General features: G+C 71.5%; 20 protein-coding genes. 8 read left to right on the top strand and 12 right to left on the bottom strand.

Annotated features, from left to right (window positions below):
• Positions 1–9: 9 nt before the first annotated feature.
• The 4 genes from Q4V64_RS49190 to Q4V64_RS49175 form a co-directional block, all read right to left on the bottom strand.
• Positions 10–969, bottom strand: coding sequence for a PDR/VanB family oxidoreductase (locus tag Q4V64_RS49190; RefSeq protein ID WP_124444702.1), 960 nt, complete (start codon positions 967–969; stop codon positions 10–12).
• 61 nt (positions 970–1,030) lie between these two features.
• Positions 1,031–2,224 carry an acetyl-CoA C-acyltransferase gene (locus tag Q4V64_RS49185; RefSeq protein ID WP_124444701.1) on the bottom strand — a complete coding sequence of 398 codons (1,194 nt, stop codon included), beginning with the start codon at positions 2,222–2,224 and terminating at the stop codon, positions 1,031–1,033.
• A 31-nt stretch (positions 2,225–2,255) separates the two neighbouring features.
• Positions 2,256–2,861 (bottom strand): histidine phosphatase family protein, encoded by a 606-nt coding sequence (locus tag Q4V64_RS49180; RefSeq protein ID WP_124444700.1) that lies wholly within the window; start codon positions 2,859–2,861, stop codon positions 2,256–2,258.
• 47 nt (positions 2,862–2,908) lie between these two features.
• The gene (locus Q4V64_RS49175; protein ID WP_124444699.1) at positions 2,909–4,447 is read right to left on the bottom strand and encodes an AMP-binding protein; all 1,539 of its coding nucleotides are present in this window, start codon (positions 4,445–4,447) and stop codon (positions 2,909–2,911) included.
• 198 nt (positions 4,448–4,645) lie between these two features.
• Here Q4V64_RS49175 and Q4V64_RS49170 point away from each other — a divergent pair, with 198 nt between their 5' ends.
• From Q4V64_RS49170 to Q4V64_RS49160, 3 genes are read left to right on the top strand one after another with little or no spacing between them, the layout of a single operon-like run.
• The gene (locus Q4V64_RS49170) at positions 4,646–5,875 is read left to right on the top strand and encodes an acyl-CoA dehydrogenase family protein (RefSeq protein WP_124444698.1); all 1,230 of its coding nucleotides are present in this window, start codon (positions 4,646–4,648) and stop codon (positions 5,873–5,875) included.
• A 55-nt stretch (positions 5,876–5,930) separates the two neighbouring features.
• The gene (locus tag Q4V64_RS49165) at positions 5,931–6,695 is read left to right on the top strand and encodes an SDR family oxidoreductase (RefSeq protein WP_124444697.1); all 765 of its coding nucleotides are present in this window, start codon (positions 5,931–5,933) and stop codon (positions 6,693–6,695) included.
• Between the two features lie 3 nt (positions 6,696–6,698).
• Entirely contained in the window at positions 6,699–7,484 is a 786-nt protein-coding gene (locus Q4V64_RS49160; RefSeq protein WP_303714838.1) for a ThuA domain-containing protein, read from the top strand.
• Positions 7,485–7,744: 260 nt separating this feature from the next.
• Here Q4V64_RS49160 and Q4V64_RS49155 read toward each other — a convergent pair whose 3' ends face one another.
• From Q4V64_RS49155 to Q4V64_RS49140, 4 genes are read right to left on the bottom strand one after another with little or no spacing between them, the layout of a single operon-like run.
• Positions 7,745–8,788, bottom strand: a complete 1,044-nt coding sequence (locus Q4V64_RS49155) for an NAD(P)-dependent alcohol dehydrogenase (RefSeq protein ID WP_303715902.1) — start codon at positions 8,786–8,788, stop codon at positions 7,745–7,747.
• 2 nt (positions 8,789–8,790) lie between these two features.
• The gene (locus tag Q4V64_RS49150; RefSeq protein ID WP_124436803.1) at positions 8,791–9,900 is read right to left on the bottom strand and encodes an ABC transporter permease; all 1,110 of its coding nucleotides are present in this window, start codon (positions 9,898–9,900) and stop codon (positions 8,791–8,793) included.
• 1 nt (position 9,901) lies between these two features.
• Positions 9,902–11,425, bottom strand: coding sequence for a sugar ABC transporter ATP-binding protein (locus tag Q4V64_RS49145; RefSeq protein ID WP_172628943.1), 1,524 nt, complete (start codon positions 11,423–11,425; stop codon positions 9,902–9,904).
• A complete protein-coding gene (locus tag Q4V64_RS49140) occupies positions 11,410–12,555 on the bottom strand; it encodes a substrate-binding domain-containing protein (RefSeq protein ID WP_172628944.1) in 1,146 nt (381 codons plus the stop codon). The genes Q4V64_RS49145 and Q4V64_RS49140 overlap by 16 nt, the downstream gene beginning before the upstream one ends.
• A 336-nt stretch (positions 12,556–12,891) precedes the next feature.
• Here Q4V64_RS49140 and Q4V64_RS49135 point away from each other — a divergent pair, with 336 nt between their 5' ends.
• From Q4V64_RS49135 to Q4V64_RS49120, 4 genes are read left to right on the top strand one after another with little or no spacing between them, the layout of a single operon-like run.
• Positions 12,892–14,301 (top strand): aromatic ring-hydroxylating dioxygenase subunit alpha, encoded by a 1,410-nt coding sequence (locus Q4V64_RS49135; RefSeq protein ID WP_124436806.1) that lies wholly within the window; start codon positions 12,892–12,894, stop codon positions 14,299–14,301.
• Positions 14,286–14,612, top strand: a complete 327-nt coding sequence (locus Q4V64_RS49130; protein WP_253266633.1) for a 2Fe-2S iron-sulfur cluster binding domain-containing protein — start codon at positions 14,286–14,288, stop codon at positions 14,610–14,612. Before Q4V64_RS49135 ends, Q4V64_RS49130 begins: the two co-directional genes overlap by 16 nt.
• 5 nt (positions 14,613–14,617) lie before the next feature.
• Positions 14,618–14,833: a transposase gene (locus Q4V64_RS49125; RefSeq protein ID WP_124436807.1), complete on the top strand. Its 216-nt coding sequence runs from the start codon at positions 14,618–14,620 to the stop codon at positions 14,831–14,833.
• Positions 14,834–14,837: 4 nt separating this feature from the next.
• A complete protein-coding gene (locus Q4V64_RS49120; RefSeq protein WP_124436808.1) occupies positions 14,838–15,869 on the top strand; it encodes an NADP-dependent oxidoreductase in 1,032 nt (343 codons plus the stop codon).
• A 20-nt stretch (positions 15,870–15,889) separates the two neighbouring features.
• Here the strand turns inward: Q4V64_RS49120 and Q4V64_RS49115 are convergent, their stop codons facing one another.
• From Q4V64_RS49115 to Q4V64_RS49100, 4 genes are all read right to left on the bottom strand, one after another.
• Positions 15,890–16,204 (bottom strand): putative quinol monooxygenase, encoded by a 315-nt coding sequence (locus tag Q4V64_RS49115; protein WP_124436809.1) that lies wholly within the window; start codon positions 16,202–16,204, stop codon positions 15,890–15,892.
• A gap of 73 nt (positions 16,205–16,277) precedes the next feature.
• Positions 16,278–18,014 (bottom strand): PEP-utilizing enzyme, encoded by a 1,737-nt coding sequence (locus Q4V64_RS49110; RefSeq protein ID WP_124436810.1) that lies wholly within the window; start codon positions 18,012–18,014, stop codon positions 16,278–16,280.
• Positions 18,015–18,046: 32 nt separating this feature from the next.
• Complete coding sequence (locus Q4V64_RS49105) at positions 18,047–18,838, bottom strand: SDR family NAD(P)-dependent oxidoreductase (protein WP_303714832.1); 792 nt, start codon at positions 18,836–18,838, stop codon at positions 18,047–18,049.
• Between the two features lie 29 nt (positions 18,839–18,867).
• A complete protein-coding gene (locus Q4V64_RS49100; protein WP_124436812.1) occupies positions 18,868–20,142 on the bottom strand; it encodes an aromatic ring-hydroxylating dioxygenase subunit alpha in 1,275 nt (424 codons plus the stop codon).
• A gap of 293 nt (positions 20,143–20,435) precedes the next feature.
• Between Q4V64_RS49100 and Q4V64_RS49095 the strand changes: the two genes are divergently transcribed.
• Complete coding sequence (locus Q4V64_RS49095; protein ID WP_124436813.1) at positions 20,436–20,894, top strand: VOC family protein; 459 nt, start codon at positions 20,436–20,438, stop codon at positions 20,892–20,894.
• Positions 20,895–20,919: the final 25 nt, after the last annotated feature.

Raw genomic sequence — 20,919 nt, 5'->3', positions numbered from 1 at the left:
GTCGAGGACTCACAGGTCGAGAACCAGGCGGGGCCCGCACGAGCGGGAGACGCAGATGAGCATGGTGTCGCCGGTGGCCCGCTCGTCCTCGCTGAGCAGGGAGTCGCGGTGGTCGGGCGTGCCGTCGAGTACGTCGGTCTCGCAGGTGCCGCAGGTGCCTTCGCGGCAGGAGAAGTCCACGTCGACGCCGGCCTCCTCCACGGTTTCGAGCACCGAGCGGCCGGGGGGCACGGTGAGCGTGAGCCCGGCGCGGGCGAGCACCACCTCGAAGGCCTCGGCGGAGCGGGTCTCGGCTGCCGGAACCGGGGCGAACCGCTCGACGCCCAGCGTGCCGGCAGGCCAGTCGGCGCACTGTTCCCGCGCCGCCCGCAGCAGGGGTTCGGGGCCGCAGGCGTGCACCAGCGTGCCCTCCTGCGGTGCGCCGAGGAAGGCGGCGAGGTCCAGCAGGCCGTACTCGTCCTGGGGCCGGACGAGCACTCGGTCCCCGTAGGGCGTGAGGCGGTCCAGGAACGCCATGGAGGTGCGGCTGCGGCCGCCGTACAGCAGTCGCCAGTCGGTCCCCGCGGCTTCGGCGGCCTCGACCATCGGCAGGATCGGCGTGATGCCGACGCCGCCGGCGATGAACAGATGGCGCGCGGCCGGCCGGAGCGGGAAGTTGTTCCGCGGTCCGCGCACGCGCACGGCGGTGCCTTCCGGAAGGTAGTCGTGGACGTACGCGGAGCCGCCGCGGCCCTGCGGCTCACGCAGGACGGCGATCCGCCAGACGTCCCGTTCGGCGAGGTCTCCGCACAGCGAGTACTGGCGGATCAGGCCGCCCTCCAGGAGCACATCGATGTGCGCTCCCGGAGTCCAGGGCGGGAGCGGCCGGCCGTCGGGGCGGCGCAGGGTGAGGGAGACGACGCCGTCGGCGACGCGGGTCCGGGTCGCCACGACGAGGGTCGCCTCGTCCAGGGGCAGTTGGTCGGTCATGGTGGGTTCAACCTGGTCTCGTGCGGGGGTGGGGACGGATGCGGGCTGGAGGTGCGGAGTCTCAGGCCCGCGGGGGTACGTGCAGCAGCAGTGCGTCGCCCTGGCCGCCGCCCCCGCACAGCGCGGCCGCCCCGGTGCCGCCTCCGCGCCGCCGCAGTTCCGCCGCGAGGGTCAGCACCAGTCGGGTGCCGGTCATGCCGACCGGGTGTCCCAGGGCGATCGCGCCACCGTTGACGTTCACCTTCTCCAGCGGGATGTCCAGCTCCCGTACGGAGGCCAGGGCCACACCGGCGAACGCCTCGTTGATCTCGAACAGGTCGAGGTCGGCCGCCTTCAGCCGGCCGTCCCGGGACAGGGCGTCGCGGACCGCGCCGGCCGGCTGGACGAGCAAGGAGGGGTCGGGACCCGCGACGGTGCCGTAGGCGCCGATCTCCGCGAGCGGGGTCAGGCCTTCCCGGCGGGCGCGTTCGGCGCTCATCACGACGACGGCCGCGGCTCCGTCGGAGAGCTGGGAGGAGTTGCCCGCGGTGACGGTGCCCCCGGCGGAGAAGGCGGGTTTCAGGCGCCCCAGGCTCTCCGCCGTACTCCCCGGCCGTATCCCCTCGTCGGCCGCCACCACCGTCTCCTCGCCCCGGCGCCCGGCCACCGCGACCGGGGCGATCTCCCCGGCCAGCACGCCGGACTCCCGGGCGCGCAGAGCGAGTCGGTGCGACCGTGCGCTGTACTCGTCCTGCTCCTCGCGGGTGAACGCGAACGGCTGCTGGTACCGCTCGGTGGCCGCGCCCATGGAGACCCCGTCGAAGGCGCAGATCAGGGCATCTCGGTCGAGGGCGTCCTCGACCCCGGCCGTGCCGTACTTCCAGCCGGTACGGGCTCCGCGCAGCAGGTGCGGGGCGCCCGACATGGACTCCATCCCGCCCGCGACGACCACCTCGTGGCGGCCGGAGGCGATCATGAGGTCGGCCAGGGCGATGGCGTGCAGACCGGACAGGCAGAGCTTGTTGACGGTGCTCGCCGGTACGGCGAACGGGACGCCGGCCCGGACGGCGGCCTGCCGTGCCGGGTTGGGACCGGCCCCGGCCTGGACGACATGGCCCATGACGACGGCTTCCACGGCGGCCGGGTCGAGGTGCACGGCCGCCAGCGCGGCGCTGATGGCGTGGGCGCCGAGGTCGGCGGCGGACAGCGGGCTCAGGGCGCCCATCAGTTTGCCGATGGGTGTTCTGGCGCCTGCGACGATGACGGATCCGGGCACGGCCGGGACCTCCTGGAGGGATGCGGGCAGGTCAGGCGACGGCGTCGACGGCGCGCTCGGCGACCATGTGGGCCGTCTCGTTCACCGAGTGCAGAACGACGCGTCCGCCCGGCAGCCGTCGCACCCGGCTGACCGAGGTGTAGCCGGGGTGGAACCAGAACATGCGGGTCAGGCCGAGCACCGTCGCCAGGTAGGTGTTGGTGATGCCGCCGTGGCACACGACCGCGACGCGCCCGCCGGGGTGGGCGTCCAGGATGGTGTCCATGCCCCGCGCGGCCCGCTCCCGGAAGGCGTCCCAGTCCAGGTCGGGCACGAAGTCCTCGTACCGGCCCTCGGAGAGCGCCACCGAGCGGGGGTCGTCGGCGCGGATCTGCTCCGGCGGCGTGTAGGGGTGCGAGACGTCGGTGTCCCACTCGCGCAGGTCGTCGAGGACGGTGGCGGTCATGCCGGTGAGCCGCTCCAGCGGCGCCACCGTTTCGCGGGCCCGCTGGAAGGGGCTGGTGTAGAGGGCGTCGACGTCCTCGTGCACGAGCCAGGCCGCGAGGCGTTCGGCCTGGGCGGTGCCCTCCGGCGAAAGGCCCGGGTCGTAGACGCCCGCGAGGGGGAGGCCGTGCCGGATGAGGAGCAGTTCAGTCATGACGATCCTTCGTACGTACGAGTTGCGGGCACAGGTACTTGTGTGGCTCAGCCGGCGATGGTCCGCTCGGAGCGCCAGTAGGGGCGGCGCATCGCGCGTTTGTCGAGCTTGCCCATCGCGTTGCGCAGGAGGCTCGGGACGAACTCGTACGACCTGGGGCACTTGTAGGCGGCCAGCTGTTCGCGGCAGAAGCGGTCGAGTTCCTCCGCCGACGGCTCGTCCCCTGCGGCCACGACCAGCGCGCGCAGCGACTCACCGAAGTCCGGGTGGGGCACACCGATGACCGCGATCTCGGCGACCGCCGGGTGCCGGCGCAGTACCGCCTCGCTCTCCGCCGGGTACAGATTGACCCCGCCGGAGACCACGACGTCGGCGGCCCGGTCGGTGATGAAGATGTAGCCGTCCTCGTCGACGTAGCCGATGTCGCCGAGTGTGAACACACCCGGCGAGACATAGGCGGCCTTGGTCTTGTCCGGGTCCGCGTGGTAGCGCACTCCCCTGCCCTCGGGTGCCTGGAACGCGAGCAGTCCGAACTCGCCGTGAGGCAGCGGGTGGCCCTCGCCGTCGGTCACCAGGACCTCGAACGGGGGTTGCACGCGCCCGACCGAACCGGGATGCGCCAGCCATTCGGTGCTGCTGATGCGTGCCACGGTGCCCGCCTCGCTGGCGCCGTACGACTCGGTCAGCACCGGACCGAACCACTCGATCATGGCCCGCTTCACGTCCGGCGGGCATGCGGACCCCGTGTGGGAGACCTGCCGCAGGCTGGAGACGTCGTACCGCGCACGGACCTCTTCCGGCAGGGCGAGCAGCCGCTGGAAGTGGGTGGGCACCATGACCGTGGAGGTGACCCGCCACTCCTCGACGCGGCGCAGGAACGCCTCCGCGTCGTATCCGCCGAGGACGACCACCTGCTGACCGGCCGCCAGGTGCCGCAGGGACGTCAGGGGCGCGTTGTGCTGCAGGGGGCCGCACACGAGGTGCGGTCCCGGCGGGAAGCCGGGGCGGGCGGCCATCGCCTCCACGTAGGCGGAGCTGTCGGTGACCGGACCGCTCACCCAGCGCACCTCGGTGCCGCGCGCCCGGCCGGTGGTTCCGGAGGTGTAGACGAGGGGCGGGCGGGCGGCCCGGCCCGTGGGATAGGTCCACCCGGTGGGCGCCGCGGCCAGCCACAGGTCCCAGTCGAAGGCGTGTCCGATCGGCGGGGTTCCGTGTATCACGACCGGCAGGCCCAGCTCACGGGCCGCCTCCAGGGCGGTGACCGCGCCGGCGGGTCCGGAGACGATCCCCGTCACGCCCGCGTCGGTGATCTGGTCGACGAGTTCGCCCACCATCAGGTGCCGGGAGGTGGCGACGGTTCCCACTCCGGCGCGCAGCCCGGCCAGATGGGCCACCAGCGTGGGGTTCGCGTTGTCGCCGAGAACGGCGACCCGGTCGTCCGGGCCCGGTGCGATCTCCAGCAGGCGGGCCGCCGCCCGCGTGACCTGGTCGGCGAGGCCGGACCAGGAGAGCACCTCCCGGTCGTCCACCAGGGCGGGCTCGTCGGGCGTCTCTTGGGCGCGACGGTCGAGTGGTAGCAGGGACATGGCTCCTCCGGCGGCTCCTCGGTCCTCCCCTGCCTTCACGGGAGAGTCGATGCGGAGACTGTAGCGTTTATCAAGAAAGTACGGAACACTCTGACCCGAGACGAGGGCATCCGCCCATGGCTTTGGCGGGCAAGGTGCCGTACATCCCACTCGCTGTTACTGAAACCGTCATCTGGTAACTGTCTTTGAGGAGGAGCCATGTCCCAGCCCGATCTGGACGCATGGCGCACGCAGGCCCGGCAGTGGCTGGCCACCGTGCTCGAACCGGCCCGGGAAGCCGAGGCCACCGGTGACCTCGCCGTCTTCCACAACCTCCCCGAGGGCGAGGAACGCCTGCTGCTGGAGCGCTGCCGCGCCTACCAGAGCGCCCGATTCGACGCCGGGTACCAGGCCCTGACCCTCCCCGGGGACAAGGGCGGGGCAGGCCTGACCGCCGCCCACGTGGCGGCCTTCGCCCAGGAGGAGTCGGCCTTCGAGGTGCCGCCCTCCACCGAGCTGATCAGCGTCACCGTGCGCCTGGTCGCGATGGCGGTCTCCTTGTTCGGGACCGCCGAGCAGCGCCAGGACCACGCCCGGGCGTTCCTGCGTACGGACCTGCTGGCCTGCCAGCTCTTCAGCGAGCCCGGTGCCGGATCCGACCTCGCCGCGCTGCGTACGCGCGCCCGGCGGGAGGGCGACGACTGGGTGATCGACGGTCAGAAGGTGTGGACCTCGGGAGCCCAGTTCGCCGACTACGGGCTGCTGCTCGCCCGCACCGACCCGGACGTCGTCAAGCAGGCCGGCATCACCGCGTTCCTGGTCCCGATGGACGCGCCCGGCCTGGAGGTGCGCCCCATCCGTCAGATGAGCGGCGGTGCCTCGTTCAACGAGGTGTTCCTCAGCGGCGTACGCGTTCCGGACCGGCTGCGGATCGGGCGTCCGGGGCAGGGCTGGGAGGTCGCCACCGCCACCCTCGCTTTCGAACGGACCGCCTCCGGCAGCGGCAACCGGCGCAAGGGCGGCACTTTCGAAGACGTTCTCGCCCTCGCGCGTTCGCTCGACCGTACCGGGGACCCGCTGGTTCGCCAGCGCCTCGCCGACTTGTACGTACGTGCCGCGCTCCGTGCCGCCACCGTGGACCGCGTCGCCAGGGCGAGCGCCACCGGCGGCCGACCGGGCCCCGAGGCGTCCCTGACCAAGCTCATGGCCTCCGACCTGCTGAGCCGCACCGGGCAGGTCGCCGCCGAGCTGATGGGCGCCCGGATCAGTGCCGACACCGGGGAGCCGGGCACGTTCGCCTGGACCCAGCACCTGCTGGGCGCCCCCGGCTACCGGCTGGCCGGTGGCACCGACCAGATCCAGCGCAACCTCATCGGCGAGCGCGTACTGAAACTGCCGCCGGAACCACGGGTGGACCGGGTGCCGTTCTCACAGCTCCCCGGCAACTGACACACCGGCCGCTACGGCCATCACGCCATCTCGTCATCACAAAGGAGTGACATCCATGGATCTTGGACTGACAGGTGCGAAGGCACTGGTGACCGGTGCGAGCCGGGGTATCGGGCGCGCGATCGCGGGAACCCTGGCCGCCGAGGGGTGCGCGCTGGCGCTGTGCGCCCGGGGCGAGGAGGCCCTGGCGAAGGCCGCCGCCGAGTTGCGCGGCGAGGGAGCGACGGTGTTCGCCGAGCCGGTCGACGTCACCGACCCGGCCGCGCTCGCGGGCTTCGTGGAGCGGGCGGCCGGTGAACTCGGCGGCCTGGACCTGCTGGTGTCCAACGTGTCGGCGGGCAACGTCAAGGGGCCCGAGTCGTGGGAGGCCAGCCTGCGAGGTGACCTGATGCCGTTCGCCGGACTGGTCGAGGCAGCCATGCCCTACCTGGAGGCATCCGAGCGGGCCGCCGTGGTCGCCATCGGCACCACCAACGCCTCCGACACCGCCCGCCCGGCCGGAGCCAACTCCTACTCCGCCATGAAGGCCGCCGTCGTCCAGCACGCTTCCGCCCTGGCGCACGCGCTCGCTCCGAAGGGCATCCGCGTGAACACGGTCTCCCCCGGACCGATCGACTTCCCCGGTGGCGCCTGGGAGACCATCCGCACCAGCCGCCCGGAGGTCTACGAGGAGGTCCTCGCCAAACTGCCGATCGGCCGCTACGGCACCGCCGAGGACGTGGCCGCGGCGGTGGCCTTCCTGCTCGGGCGGACCGGCTCCTTCTGCGTCGGCGTCAACCTCGTGGTGGACGGCGGGCTGCTGACCCGCGTCCAGTACTGAGCCGTGGCGGGCCCGGCCGGCCGCCTGGACGCCGTACTGGTCTGCGGCGGCCGATGGCACGACTTCGACTACGCGCGGCTCCGGCTGCTGGAACTGCTCGGTGATCACCCGCGGGTGCGGACCACCGTCCACCAGGACTACGACTGTGTCGACGCGCTGAAGAAGGCCGACCTGCTGGTCACCTACACCTGCGACGTCCGGCCCCGCCCGGCCCAGCGGGCCGCGCTGGCCCGGTTCGTCGAGCGGGGCGGGCGCTGGCTCGCCCTGCACGGCACCAACGCGGTGATCGAGGCGCCGGCCCCCGGCGGGCCGCGGGTGTTCACCACCCCGCGGCTCCTCGGGGAGCTCGCCGAGGTGCTCGGCAGCCAGTTCCTCGCCCACCCGCCGATCGAGCCGTACGAGGTCCAGGTCACCCGGCCCGACCATCCGCTGGTCGCCGGGATCGAGCCGTTCACGGTCACCGACGAGCTGTACGTCTGTGAGCTGCACGGGGAGCTGGAGGTGCTGCTGCACGCCGAGTACACGGGGCCGTGCCGGGGTTTCGCCGAGGGCGACACGGCGGCGCTCGACGACGCGCCGCGGCCGGTGCTGTATCTGAAGCGGCACGGTTCCGGTGAGGTGTGCTGCTTCACGCTCGGCCACTGCCGGGGCCGGTACGACGTGCAGGACCTCGGTGTGGACGACACCGGGCGGGTGGACCTGGGGCCGTGGGAGACGCCGGAGTTCCTGACGGTGTTGGGGCGGTGTGTGGAGAGGGCCGTGGGTGCGGAGAGCCCGGTGGGCGGCTGAGCGAACCCGGGGTGCCGTCGAGAGGGTTTCGCCCCCGCCGCCCCTACCCGTCCCATCCCTGGGGGCTGCGCCCCCAGACCCCCGCTTGTCGGCCCTGAACGGGCCTCGTCCTCAAACGCCGGACGGGCTGAAATCAGCCCCGTCCGGCGTTTGAGGAGCGGGGGTTCGGGGGCTGGCCCCCGACGGGGTCTGGGGCGGAGCCCCAGAAGGATGGGACGGGTAGGGGCGGCGGGGGCGAAAAAAGCCACCGCCGTCCCACCTCACCCGTGCGGCAGCACCACCGCACGGCCGTTGATCTCCCCCGCGTGCAGACGCTCGTACGCCGACGGGGCGTCCTCGATCGAGAACGTCTCGACGTGGGAGGAGACCAGCCCCTGCCGCGCGAGCCCGACGACGTCGATGAGCTCCACCCGGCTGCCCCAGTAGGGCGCCGACGCGGACACCCCGAACGGCAGACCGCCGCCGAAGCCGACCGCCAAAGTGCCTCCGCCGATGCCGACCACGGTCACCTCGCCCGCCACCGCCACCGACGCGGCGGCCACCGCCAAGGTCGCCTCGGCCCCCACGAAGTCCAACACCACCTCCGCCCCCGTGCCGCCGGTCAGCTCCCGCACCCGTGCCGCCGCCTCACCGTCGGAGAGCAGCGTCTCGTGGGCGCCGACCGTGCGGGCCAGCTCCAGCTTCTCCTTGCTCACGTCGAGGGCGATCACCCGGGCCGAGCTCAGCGCGCGCAGCAACTGTACGGCGAGATGGCCCAGGCCGCCGACACCGATCACCACCGCCGTACTGCCCGCCACGAGCTTGGGCAGGGACGTCCTGATCGCGTGATACGGCGTCAGCCCGGCGTCGGTGAGCGGCGCGGCCTGTACCGGGTCCAGTCCGCCCAGCGGCACCAGGTGGCGGGGCGAGTCCACGACCATGTACTCGGCGAGGGCGCCGGGAGAGCCCAGGCCGGGCGGCAGGATGCCGAGTCCGGCGGCGTGCGGGCAGTAGTTCTCCCTGCCCTCGGCGCAGGTGCGGCAGCGGCCGCAGCCCCACGGGCCGTACACCGCCACCTCGTCGCCCTCCGCCACTTCGGTGACACCGCTGCCCAGGGCCGCGACGGTGCCGACACCCTCGTGGCCGAGCGTCATCGGCAGCGGATAGGGGAACTGTTCCTCGGGCCAGCCCATGACGGCCAGGTCCGAGTGGCACAGCCCCGCGGCCGTCACCTTCAGCAGTACCTGGCCCGGGCCCGGTTCGGGTACCGGAACCTCGACCACCTCGGGTGGTGCGCCCACTGTCCGGTACTGAACTGCTTTCATCATCAGACCTCCTTGTCCGGGGTGGCCAGAGGGTCGGCGGGCGGCGCCTTACGGCGGCGCAGAACCGCCGGTAGCGCGATTCGCCCACCCGTGAGGACGAGCGCGACGATGAGGACCGAGCCGGTGAACAGACTCGCGGCCCACTGCGCGCTGGTGGCGAGCCCGAGTCCGGTGATGCCGGTGCCGAGCAGCAGCACCGCGAGAACGGTGCCCCAGGCGTTGAAACGGCCCGCGCGCAGCTGGGTCGCCCCGACGAAGGCCGCCGCGTAGGCCGACAGCAGGTACGGCGTGCCCGCGGTCGGCGATCCGGATCCCACCGAGGACGCGAAGACGATCCCGGCGCATCCGGAGAGCAGCGCGGACGCCACCAGGGTCAGGAAGCGCAGCCGGTCGGTGCGCACCCCTTGCAGGCGTGCCGCGTCGGCGTTGAAGCCGGTGGCGTACAACCGGCGTCCGGTGGCGGTGTGTTCCAGCAGGAACCAGATGGCCGCCGCGGCGAGCAGCAGATACAGCACCGGCAGCGTGATGCCGCCGACGTCCAGCTGGGCGATGCTCGAGAACGGCTCGGCCAGCAGCTGCACGCCGGTGATGGAGCTGTCGTTCGTGACCATGGTGATCAGGGACTGGATCAGCGCCCCCGTGGCCAGGGTGGCGATGAACGAGTCGACCCGCAGCGCCACCACCACGATGCCGTTGACCACCCCGATCAGCAGCGCGGCCGCCATCGCCAGGGCGATCGCCACACCGGCTCCCAGGTCCGCGGTGACCATGAAGTAGGCGGTCAGCACGCTCGTGAGCGACATGGTGAAGGCGACCGACAGGTCGAAGACACGCGCGGCCAGCGGCAGTACGACGCTGAGGGCGACCAGTCCGGCCACGGCGTTGCCGTTCAGGATCTGCTTGACCGTGATGGCCGTCGGGAACGTCTCCGGCGCCCAGACGGAGAAGAGCGCGACGATGACCAGCCACACGTAGACGGCGCCGATGTTCCGGAACGACAGGGCCGCCGCCGTCCGTCGGCCCCAGGCGCCCAGGGCGGGCGCGGACCTGTCCGGTCCCGGTGGTGGTGCGGCCGGACGGAATCCCGCGGCCCGTGTCGGGGTGGATGTCATGTCACTCCGTTCCTTCCATGGCGTGGACGAGCGCGGGCTCGGTGATGTCCCGGCCGCCGATCTCCCGTACGATCCGGCCGTCCCTCACCACCAGGACGCGGGTGCACAGCGCGAGCAGGTCCTGGGTGTCGGACGAGGACACGATGACGCCCATGCCCTCGTCGGCCTGGCGCTCGATCAGGTCGTACAGCTGCAGGCGGGTGCCGATGTCGACGCCGGCCGTGGGTTCGCACAGCACCAGCATCGGCGGGCGCTGGGCGAGACAGCGGGCCATGACGACCTTCTGCTGGTTGCCGCCGCTCAGTGTGGTGATCCGCGCGCCGCGGCCTGCGGTGCGCACCCCGACCCGCTCGATCCACTCCCCGGCGAGAGCGGCCTCCCGTCCGCGGTGGAGCCGGCCGGCGCGGCCGCGGAGGCGGTCGAGGAGGGGAAGGGTGAGGTTCTCCCCCACCGAGAAGTCGCCGATCACTCCCTCGCCCGCCCGGTCGGCGGGGACCAGCGGGAGACCCAGCCGGCCCGCGTCGCGCAGGTCGGCCCACCGCTCGGTGCGTTCCGGCAGCCGCAGCCTGCCGCGCACCGGCCCCGCGTGGGCCCCGCACACCGCGTACGGCACGATCTCGTGACCGGAGCCGACGAGGCCGGTGATGCCCAGTCGCTCGCCCTTGGCCAGGTCGAAGCCGATTCCGCGCAGAGGGCCTGCCCACAGGTCGCGGACCTCCAGTACGGCCTCGGTGGGCCCGGGGGCGGAAGCCGGCCGGTGGTCGGTCTCCGTCTCCTCGCCCGCCATCAGCTCCGCCAGCGAGCGCGGAGTGAGGCCGGCGACGGGGAGGGTGGCGATCCGTCGCCCGCCGCGGATCACGGTGACCCGGTCGGCGAGCGCGAAGATCTCGTCCATCCGGTGCGAGACGTACAGGACGCCGGCGCCGGCGTCGCGGATCTCCCGCACGATGTCGAAGAGCCGGGCGACCTCACCGGGCGGCAGCACGGCGGTCGGCTCGTCGAGCACCAGGACACCGCGCCGGCCCTCCCAGCCCTGCAGCGCGGCGGCGATGGCCACCACCGCGCGCTGGACGGGGGAGGCCAGGGCCAGGGGGCGGCGTACGTCGATGCCCAGGCCGAACCGTTCCACCAGAGCGGTCGTGCGTCGTTCCATCTCCGGCCAGCGGATGTTGCCGAAGGCGGTACGGGCGAAGCCGCGGCTGAGCGCGAGGTTGTCGGTGGCGCTCAGCTCGCCCACCAGCCCCAGCTCCTGGTGGACGAAGCGGAGCCGGTCGTGCCGGGAGGCGGCGATCTGGCTCAGGTCGAACGGCTCGCCGTCCAGTTCGGCGACCGCTCCCGGGTCGGCGTGGTGATAGCCGGCGAGGATCTTGATGAGGGTGGACTTGCCGGAGCCGTTGGGCCCGATCAGCGCGTGGATCTCGCCGGGTGCGACCTCCAGATCGACGTCCCGCAGCGCCTGGGTTCCGCCGAACCTCTTCGACAGGGCGGCCACGCGCAGCACCGGCCGGGTCAACTCAGCCCCCACAGCGCCTTGAACTGCGCCTGGTAGTCCTCGACGAGCGGGAAGTCGCCGTCGGCGGACGGGAGGTTGTCCTTGGTGACCAGCATATTGGGCAGCACCGCCTTCTGGTCCACGTCCATGGACTGGCCGGTGAAGTGGCGGGCCAGCGCGTCGACCTGGATCCATGCCGTCTCGTGGGAGTTCAGCGCCATCGCGCCGTCGGTGAGGCCGCCCTGGATGTACTGGTAGCTCTGCGCGTCACCGACGTTGACGACGAGGTGCTTGCCGGTGATGCCGGCGGTCTTCAGCGCCGCCGGGACGCCCACGTTGAGCAGGCCCAGGGAGAAGACGACGTGGGTCACCTTCGGGTGTGACCTGAGGTACGACACCACGCGGTCCGGCATGTCCTTGCCGACCGCCGTGATCGGCACGTCGACGCTGTCGAGCGCACAGCCCTCGCACCATTCCTGGTACTTGGCCGTGAACCCGTCCTTGACGGGCTTGAGGATCGTGTAGGCCGGCAGATCGAAGTACACGGTGTCGGCCTTGGCACCGCTGTCCGACACCACCCACGAGGCGATCATCTCGCCCTGGATGCCGACGTCCTTCGGCCCGTTCTTCAGCAGGGAGATGCCGTCGCCCACCACGTCGTCGGCGTTCGACTGGATGACGGGGATGCCCGCCGCCTTGAGCTGCGCCAGCTGCTTGGCGTAGACCGCGCGCGGGAAGCCCGAGGCGACGACGGCGTCCGGCTTGTCGCGCAGGGCCTGCTCGTAGGCGGCCTGGACGGACTCCGGTGTGCCCTGCGTGGCGATCTGATTCACCGTCCAGCCGAGTTCCTCGGCGGCGGCCGTGAAGAAGTCGGCGAGGTCCTTGCAGGACTGGACGCCGCAGAGAATGAAGTCGATCTTCTTGCCCTCGGGGATCTGCTTGCCCACCGGCTCGGTGACGGGGATCCGGGCCGGGCGCTCGGAGTACTTCGCCAAGGCCGCGCGGGCGGCCGCCAGGCCGGGGCTGTCGGACGCCGGCTCCTGGGACACGTCGGCGGCGGCCGGAGTCGCCTCCGTGCCGCACGCCGTCAGGGCGAGCAGGGCGGTGACGGGGATGATCGCGGTGAGGGCGCGGCGGGCCGCGCGAGCGGGTCTGGAACTCATCGTTGAGTACTCCCACGCATGGATGGTGAAGAGGGCTGCGTAAACCGCCGTCGTGGGGTACGGCGCGGGGCCGCCGGTGTGACCGCGCGGCGCTGCGGCCGAGGCGGAAAGATTCCGCCCCGACCCAAGAAACTTATGAGGCACTACAGCCTCAAGTGCGTCGGAGTGTGACATGGCCCGGCAGGCTTGGGGAGAGGTCTGTCGCAATAAATTAAGGGATTCCTGGCAACTTCTCTCGACGACCTCGGCCAATGCGGTCTCCGAGCGGCGTCGCGAGTGTTGCCCCCAGCCGCACCTGCTAACTACACTCACTCTAAAGTTTCTGCCAGAGGAGAGATGATGGACGAAACGTCGGAGTCGGTCACCGCGCGGTGCCCCGGGCCCAGCGTCCAGGACTACCTCGACCAGGACAGCCGCCCCGTTCCCGCCGCACTGAGGTACGACAGGAACGACTACATCGGCAGCGAGGACATCGACTCCGCGCGCTTCGTCTCCCGCGCGTGGGCGGAACGCGAGATGGAGCAGGTCTGGCGGCGCGTGTGGCAGTTCGCGTGCCTGGAGAGCGAGATCCCGGAGGTCGGCGACCACGAGGTCTACGAGATCGGCGACGACTCGCTGATCGTCGTACGGACGGCGCCCGACGAGATCCGCGCGTACGTCAACGTGTGCCTGCACCGCGGCCGCAAACTGCGCACCAGCGGCGGCAACGTCGGCGAGTTCCGCTGCTCGTTCCACGGTTTCGCCTGGAACCTCGACGGCACCATGCAGACGCCGCCCTGCGCCTGGGACTTCCCGCATGTCACCCCGGAGAAGTTCGCACTCCCCGAGGCGCAGGTGGCCACCTGGCGCGGCTTCGTCTTCATCAACATGGACCCGTACGCGGAGTCCTTCGAGAGCTACCGCGGCACCTTCGACGAGTACTACATCTGGCCGCTGGAGGACCGGTACAAGTCGCTGCACATCGCCAAGGTGCTGCCCTGCAACTGGAAGGTCGCCCAGGACGCGTTCATCGAGTCCTTCCATGTGATCGCGACCCACCCGCAGATGCTGCCCTGGCTCGCCGACGCGAACTCGCAGTACGACGTCATGGCGGACCAGCCCAACTGGAACCGGATGATCAACATCCAGGGCGCGCCCAGTCCCCACGTGGCGGACTCCGTCACGGAGGAGGACGTACTGGAGACGTTCTACGACTCGCGTGCGTTCTACGCGGCGGCCCAGGGCCGTGACCTGGTGATGTCGGACGGAGAGGAAATGCCCCCGATCCCGCCCGGCGGCACCGCCCGCCAGGTCCTCGCCGAGCGGATGCGTGCCCAGCTGGCGGCCACCTCGCAGCAGGACTTCTCCCAGACGGCCGACACCGAACTGCTCGACGCCATCAACTACCTGCTGTTCCCCAACTTCAACCCCTGGGGCGGCGCCAAGTCCAACATCATCTACCGGTTCAAGCCCAACGGTCTCGACCCCGACTCCTGCACCGCCGAGATCATCTTCATGTCGGCCCCGAAGAAGCCCGGCGAGATGCCGCCCCCGGCCGAGATCCGCTGGGTGCCGGAGGACATGCTCTTCGCGGACATCCCCGAACTCGGTGTGCTCGGGCCCGTCTTCGACCAGGACTGCGAGAACCTCCCCTACGTCCAGCAGGGACTGAAGGCGATGCGCAAGCCGGGCATCACCCTGGCCAACTACCAGGAGAGCCGCATCCGCCACTTCAACCAGACACTCGACCGGTGGATGAGCACGTGACCCACCGCGTGGCGGTCCGGCCCTTGGGCGCCGAACTCGAAGTGCTCGACGGTGAGGACCTGTTCAGCGCCGCCCAACGGCTCGGATACCGCTGGCCCACCGTCTGCGGCGGCAAGGGGACCTGCCGTACCTGCTTCGTGGTGGTCGACGAGGGCACCGAGAACTGTTCCCCCGTGGACCCGCTGGAACGCGAGGGCATCGAAGCCCTGCGCAGACCCGTGGACGGCCTGACCCGGCTCGCCTGCCGCCTCCGGGTCGAGGGCCCGGTGACCGTGACCAAGCGCGGCGTACGCCGCCGAGTGCAGGAGTGAGCCCCATGGCCAAGCAAGTGATCCATCCGCTGACCGGGCATGTGTACCGGCTCACCGAGAACGGTCTGGTCGAGGTGACCGACCCGAAGACCGGAGCTCAGGGCACCTTCGACTTCCAGGCCCGGTGGCAGTCGGGCGAACTGCGCCACGCCGACCTCCAGATGGCCGGCTGGGTGGGGCGCCTCGCCCGGCGGCGCGCCCCCGAGCAGCCGGAGGAGTGACCCCGTGACACCCCGTACGACCCGGGTTGTCTGTCTCGTGCGCCGGCCCGACGGAGAACCCGTCCCCGGTGACTTCGCCGTCGAGGAGCGCCCCCTGCCGTCCCTCGCGGAGGGACAACTGCTCGTCCGCAACCTCTACATGAGCGTCGACCCGTCCATGCGCGGGCGGCTGGAGAGCACCGAGAAGCACTACACGCACAACTTCACGCCCGGATCGCCGCTCGACGGCCGGGCGCTGGGCGTCGTGGAGGAGAGCCGCTGCGCCTCCGTGCCGGCGGGTGCGTATGTGCGTCACCAGCTGGGCTGGCGGCAGTGGGCCGTGCTGGACCCCGCGGACACCGACGGCGCCGGTCGCATCGACCCCGGACTCGCCCCGCTGCCCACCTGGTTGGGGCTGCTCGGGCAGACCGGCTTCACCGCGTACGTCGGGCTGACCCGGGTCGCCGCGCTGCGCCCCGGCGACACCGTCTTCGTGTCCGCGGCGGCCGGGGCCGTGGGCAGCGCCGCCGGACAGTTCGCCCGGCTGCTGGGCGCGGAGCGGGTCGTCGGGACCGCCGGAGGGCCGGACAAGTGCGCCCTGCTGGTGAAGGAGTTCGGCTACGACGCCGCCGCGGACTACCGCGCCGAACCGGTGCGCGAAGCGCTGGCCCGGATGGCGCCCGACGGCATCGACGTCTACTTCGACAACGTGGGCGGGGAGCAACTCGCCGCCGCCCTGCACGCGTTGCGGACCGGGGGCCGGGTCGCCCTGTGCGGCATGATGTCGCAGTTCGGCGGGGAGCGGCGGCCCGCCGACATCAACCAGTTGATCCAGGCGGTCCTCAAGCGGCTGACCCTGAACGGCTTCATCGTCCGGGACCACGAGGATCTGCGGCCGGAGTTCGAGCGCCGGGTCGCGAGCTGGCTCGGTTCGGGCCGGATCACCGCGCGGGAGACGGTCGTCGACGGCCTGGAGCACGCTCCCGGCGCGCTGCTGGCCCTGCTGGCCGGCGGCAACGTCGGCAAGATGCTGGTCCGGCTGGGCGATTCCGCGTAACCGCAGAGACTTCGCCGTCGTCAGCGCATGGGGCGTGACGCGGCCACGCTGTGGGCCTGCAAGGAGACCCCCACCCGGGTCAGCCCGGCCACGGCAGCCCGGAAGTCCGTGATGTGCGGGGTCGTGAAGTGGTCGTCGAGGGCCTGCTGCGAGGCCCACCGCTCGTACACGCGGATCCGCCGCTCGTCGCTCGGGTCCGCGGTCATGGCGTAGTCCAGACAGCCCGGTTCCTCTTCGAGGGTCCGGCGCCCCAGTTCGACCAGCTGCCCCAGCATCGCGCCGCGGTCGCCCGGCTCGTAGTCCATCCAGCCGGCGACGATGACTTCCTCTGACACGGTGGTCCTCTTCTCGGGTCATGCGCGCGGGCCCGCCGCCCCTGTCAGGGGGAGCGACGGGCCCGCGGCGGTTTCAGATGACGAGCGCCGCCGGGACGCTGTCCACGGTGACCGTTCCCTTGTCGCCGTCGACCGTGATCACCATGCCGTCGCGCAGCCGCCGCGTGCCGCCCTCGACGGAGATGACGGCCGGTATGCCGAGCTCGCGGCAGACCACGACGGCGTGGCTGTTGAGCGCGCCCACGTCCACGACGGCGGCTCCGGCGACCAGGAACAGCGGGGTCCAGGCCGCGTCCGTGATCGGCGCCACCAGCACCTCTCCCGGCTCCAGCGCCTCGCAGGAGGCCGGGTCGGTGACCACCCGCACTCTGCCGGTGTAGGTGCCGTGGCTGCCGCCGACGCCGCTGAGCACATCACCCTCGACGGCGGCCTCGGTGCGCTCCTCGGTGCGGCGCGGCCAGGTGTCGATCTCGGTCTGCGCGTCCCGCGCGACGAAGAACGGCGGTTCCAGCTCGTGCAGGCCGGCGTACTCCCGAAGCCGCTGCGCGATGACGGGGCCGAAGGACTCCGGATCGGCGACGTAGTCGTCGAGTTCGGTGTCCAGCAGCATCATCACGTCCTCGGACTGGTCGAAGCGCCCCGCCTCGACCCCGCGCCGGCCGAGCTCTCGTACCGCCATCCGGATCTCGTTGACGACGGTCACACAGTTCGCCTTGGTGCGCTCGCGGGCCGGGATCCACACCTGGGCGGCGTGCATGCCGGCGTCGAACATCGGCCGCACGTCCTCGGGCAGCGCGGCCCGGATCTCCCGCGCCGTCCGCTCACGCCGCTCGGTCAGCCGCTGGTGGCGGACGGCCGGGGAGTCGTCGTCGGCGCTGTGCCGGATCCGGTCGACCAGGGCCAGCGCCTGGACTGGCGCCGCTTCCCAGGACCGGGCGTGGATGTCCCACTCGTTGGGGCCGCGGTCGCCGGACTCGGCCAGGAACTCCTCGAACGCGTCACGGAACGTCTTGACGTCCCCGGTCGCCCCGTCGAGCGCCCGCTCCACCGCGGCCGGGCCCTCGTCGAAGAGCGCGGTGAGTTCCGCGGAGGTCGCCACGTGGCGGGACAGCGTCCACAGTCCGGTCGAGGGCGAGGCCGAGTCGACGTCTCCCAGCCCGCCGATGAGGTCGAGCAGGTCGCCGGAACGGTCCAGGCTCGCGCACAGCGGGCCGAGGATCGCCGGTCCGACGGACGCCGGCAGCGACGACTCGACATGCCGCTGGAACGTCGTCTCCACCTCGTCGAGCAGCGAGCGGGCGTGCGCCACCAGTTCGGCGTCCGACAGCCGCGTCAGGTCGGGCCGCTCGCGGCGGACACGGCGCAGCCGCTCCCGGTCGGCGTCGGCCTCCGGGAAGGAGGTCTGGCCGAGCATCCGCTGGAGCGTGCCGCCGGCCTTGGCCGTCAGCTCGCCGTCCTGGTCCTCGGGGTGCGCCGCGTACACCGGGGTGTCGGAGCGCTGGCCGACGAAGGCCGTGTCGATCTGGTCGGCGGTCTGGCCCATGCGGATGCCGAACAGCCGCATGTGCGAGAGGTTGAGGTAGAAGTAGCCGCCGAACATGCCGACGAACGGCGGTCGGGGACCGGCCACCTCCTCCTCGCGGTAGATGCCGAACCCGACGAATCCGCGACGCCAGCCCTGCAGCCCGCGCCCCCACACCAGGCTCCAGCCCAGCGGGCTGGCGGGCTCCGGAAGGGTCTCCCCCGCGTTGGCCCGGGTGTAGTGCGGCAGCCGCTCACTGCGCTGCCAGTCCGTGATCCAGCTCTTCATGACCGAGGGTCTCCCGCCGTCCGTCCCGGTGCCTACCACTGTGCCGTTCCACCGTCGACGCTGATCAGCGTGCCCGTGATGCCCGCGCCCGCGTCGCTCGCGAGCAGCGAGGCGACACCGGCGATCTGCTCCACGGTGGTGATCTTCTTGGTGGCGGCGTGCTCCGCGAAGCGGCCCAGCCACTCCTCGTACGAGATGCCCTCGGCCTCGGCCGCCGCCGGCCCCGCGGCCCGCATCAGGTCGGTGTCGACGGCGCCGGGGCAGATGGCGTTGCAGGTGATGCCCTGGGTGCCGTACTCGAAGGCGGTCGCCTTGGTCAGTCCGTGGATGGCGTGCTTGTTGGTGATGTAGTGGCTGATCGCCGGCTTGTTGGCCTGCTTGCCCTCGACGGAGGAGATGTTGATGATGCGGCCCCAGCCGCCCGCCAGCATCTTCGGCAGGGCTCGGCGGGTGCCGTAGAAGTAGGCGTTGAGGTTCAGGTTGAGGGCGTCGTGCCAGGCCTCGTCGCTGAGTTCGTGGACGGGGGCGAAGCCCGAGGTGCCGCCGACGTTGTTGACCCAGATGTCGAGCCGGCCGAAGCGCTCGGCGGCGAAGTCCGCGAGGGCCTCGATGTCCTCCTGCCTGTTGGCGTCGCAGGGGTGGAAGGCGGTCCGGTCCCCGGCGCCCATCTCCTCCAGTGCCTGCTTGCCCTTGAGCTCCGAACGGCCGCTGATCACGACCGTCGCGCCGTCGGCCAGGAAGGCCTCGGCGATGGCGCGGCCGATGCTGCGCGTGCTGCCCGTGATCACCGCGACACGTCCGTCGAGGCTGCCCGTAGCCACCATGGTGTTCTCCCGCGAATCTTGTCGGCTTGTCACCTGGCGGCTCTTGCTGTGTTTTCCAGGTGCTGGTGAATGGTGCGGTGGAAGTGCTGCAGTCCGGGCTCGTTGCGCCCGAAGACGAAGTCGGTGCCGCTGAGGGCGTGCAGGCCCTGCTGGACTCCGTAGGTGGTCGCGTAGTCCTCGTCGCGGACCACCTCGTAGAACCACTCGCCGAACCGGTCGGCGGCCTGGCGTTCCTCGTCGGTGACCGCCGGTTCCCGCAGCAGGATGATCTGCTGGGTCACCGACTCGGTGGCCGTCCGGGGAAGCACCAGGGAGACGGCGATCTTCTGGCGCCAGCCACCGGCGATCGCCAGCCCCGGGAACAGCCAGTAGATGGGGCCGACGCACTCGCCGGGATCGCGCTTGTCCGGGGAGAGTTCGACCGCCTGCGCGATGGGGCGCAGGGCCGGTGCGAGGCGCTGGTGAGGGCCCCAGGTGTCGTGGACCATCATGTTGGAGAGGTTCGTCTCGAACACCGTCTTCGGGTGCAGCGAGGCGAAGTGGTACGTCTCCAGGTACCCGTCGAGGGTGACCTTCCAGTTGGGACTGGGTAGCTCTTTGGTCCCGTAGTGGTGACACTCCCCCAGCCGCATCCCCTCGAGGAGCGGCTGCAGATCGCCCAGCCAGGCGTCGAGGTCGTGCTCGGCCGCCGGGTCGAGGGAGACGAAGACGATCCCGGCGCGCTCCCCGGCGGGCAGCTTCACCAGGCTGCGCCCCTCGCGCGGTACGTCACCGAAGGTCTTCTCGGCGTACACACCTCGCAGCTGCCCGGCGAGGTCGTACGACCAGGAGTGATACGGGCAGGTGAGGCGTTTGGACACCCCGCAGCCCGGCTCGATGATCTTCGCGCCCCGGTGCCGGCAGGCGTTGATCATCGCGTGTACGGCGCCCTGGCGGTCCCGGGTGATCAGCACCGGGACGCCGAGCACGTCCAGGGCCTTGTAGGTGTTCGGTCCGGGAAGTTCCGCGGACATGGCGAGCGGCAGCGGGACGCTCCGGTGGACGGCGTCCGTCTCCCGTCGCCAGCGGTCGGCGTCGTGGTAGTGGGCGACAGGTTCCGTCCACTGGCCGTCCGCCTCGTGCGTCGTGTTGTCGCGGTAGTGCGTCATCACGCGCTCGACGAGTTCGGCGGCCTCGCGCCGCATCGTCACGGACGCTGCGTCGGTGGACCGGTCCTGGCTGATCCACGAGGAGTACTCGGGGGCCGGGGGCGGCTGACGCCGGGCGTCTGTCTCCGAAGCCTCCGGCGCACTGATCTGGACCACGTTGTCCTCACAATCCTCCCAGCCGCGAGCCGGCGAAGGGCTTGGGATGCGACAGCTGGGCTGTGACGCAAACGACAACAGGACTTAGTGTTGTCTGTCAATAGAAAGTGGTGAAGTCGCAACACGGCGTCGCGCAAGCCACCTCGCCTTCCCTGGTGATCACGGCCCTTACGGGCCCGGATCTTTCTGGGAAACGACTCCAGTCATAAGAACACGAAAGCCGGACATTCGACGAAGGGCGGCGAGGAGTGGGCGAGGACACAACAATCCCGGCACATCGGGCGCCTACGCACATGACCGAGCCGTTCGAGGCGGGTGTGGTCGTCCGCGACATGGAGCTGATGGAGCGGTTCTACCGCGAGGCACTCGGCTGCCTGGCGGTGCATCGCTCGCGCATACCGGAGTCCATCGGCACCCCGGCCGGGCTGGGCGGCGAGCTCTTGGTCGTCTGGCTGCAGGTGCCCTCCGGCGGGCGCGTGAAGCTGATCCTGCCCCGGACGCCCCCGGCACCGGCGGAGTCGGCCGTACCGCTGACCGGACGCCGGGGGCTGTCGTACCTCACCTTCCGCCTGGACGACCTGGACCCGGTGGTGGCGGCACTGCCGGCCGCGGGCGCCCGGCCCCTGTCGGATCCGGTCGTCGTCCGGGCGCGGGGGCGGCGGATCAGCTTCTGGGCGGACCCGGAAGGCAACGCGGTGGAGCTGGTCGACGAGCGCGGCGACGATCCGGCGCCGGATCGGACAGAGGCGTAGTAATTAGAGAGCCTGTTCAGTAAGG

The organism is Streptomyces sp. NL15-2K, assembly GCF_030551255.1.
GTDB lineage: Bacteria > Actinomycetota > Actinomycetes > Streptomycetales > Streptomycetaceae > Streptomyces.
This window is presented reverse-complemented; position numbering and strand designations above follow the sequence as displayed.

Excerpts from the sequence above, each read along its gene's own strand:
- Q4V64_RS49150 (WP_124436803.1), bottom strand. The coding sequence starts at position 9,900 with ATGACATCCACCCCGACACGGGCCGCGGGATTCCGTCCGGCCGCACCA.
- Q4V64_RS49125 (WP_124436807.1), top strand. The coding sequence starts at position 14,618 with ATGGCCAAGCAAGTGATCCATCCGCTGACCGGGCATGTGTACCGGCTC.
- Q4V64_RS49105 (WP_303714832.1), bottom strand. The coding sequence starts at position 18,838 with ATGGTGGCTACGGGCAGCCTCGACGGACGTGTCGCGGTGATCACGGGC.
- Q4V64_RS49165 (WP_124444697.1), top strand. The coding sequence starts at position 5,931 with ATGGATCTTGGACTGACAGGTGCGAAGGCACTGGTGACCGGTGCGAGC.
- Q4V64_RS49140 (WP_172628944.1), bottom strand. The coding sequence starts at position 12,555 with ATGAGTTCCAGACCCGCTCGCGCGGCCCGCCGCGCCCTCACCGCGATC.
- Q4V64_RS49095 (WP_124436813.1), top strand. The coding sequence starts at position 20,436 with ATGACCGAGCCGTTCGAGGCGGGTGTGGTCGTCCGCGACATGGAGCTG.
- Q4V64_RS49190 (WP_124444702.1), bottom strand. The coding sequence starts at position 969 with ATGACCGACCAACTGCCCCTGGACGAGGCGACCCTCGTCGTGGCGACC.
- Q4V64_RS49170 (WP_124444698.1), top strand. The coding sequence starts at position 4,646 with ATGTCCCAGCCCGATCTGGACGCATGGCGCACGCAGGCCCGGCAGTGG.
- Q4V64_RS49180 (WP_124444700.1), bottom strand. The coding sequence starts at position 2,861 with ATGACTGAACTGCTCCTCATCCGGCACGGCCTCCCCCTCGCGGGCGTC.
- Q4V64_RS49155 (WP_303715902.1), bottom strand. The coding sequence starts at position 8,788 with ATGAAAGCAGTTCAGTACCGGACAGTGGGCGCACCACCCGAGGTGGTC.
- Q4V64_RS49110 (WP_124436810.1), bottom strand. The coding sequence starts at position 18,014 with ATGAAGAGCTGGATCACGGACTGGCAGCGCAGTGAGCGGCTGCCGCAC.
- Q4V64_RS49135 (WP_124436806.1), top strand. The coding sequence starts at position 12,892 with ATGATGGACGAAACGTCGGAGTCGGTCACCGCGCGGTGCCCCGGGCCC.
- Q4V64_RS49175 (WP_124444699.1), bottom strand. The coding sequence starts at position 4,447 with ATGTCCCTGCTACCACTCGACCGTCGCGCCCAAGAGACGCCCGACGAG.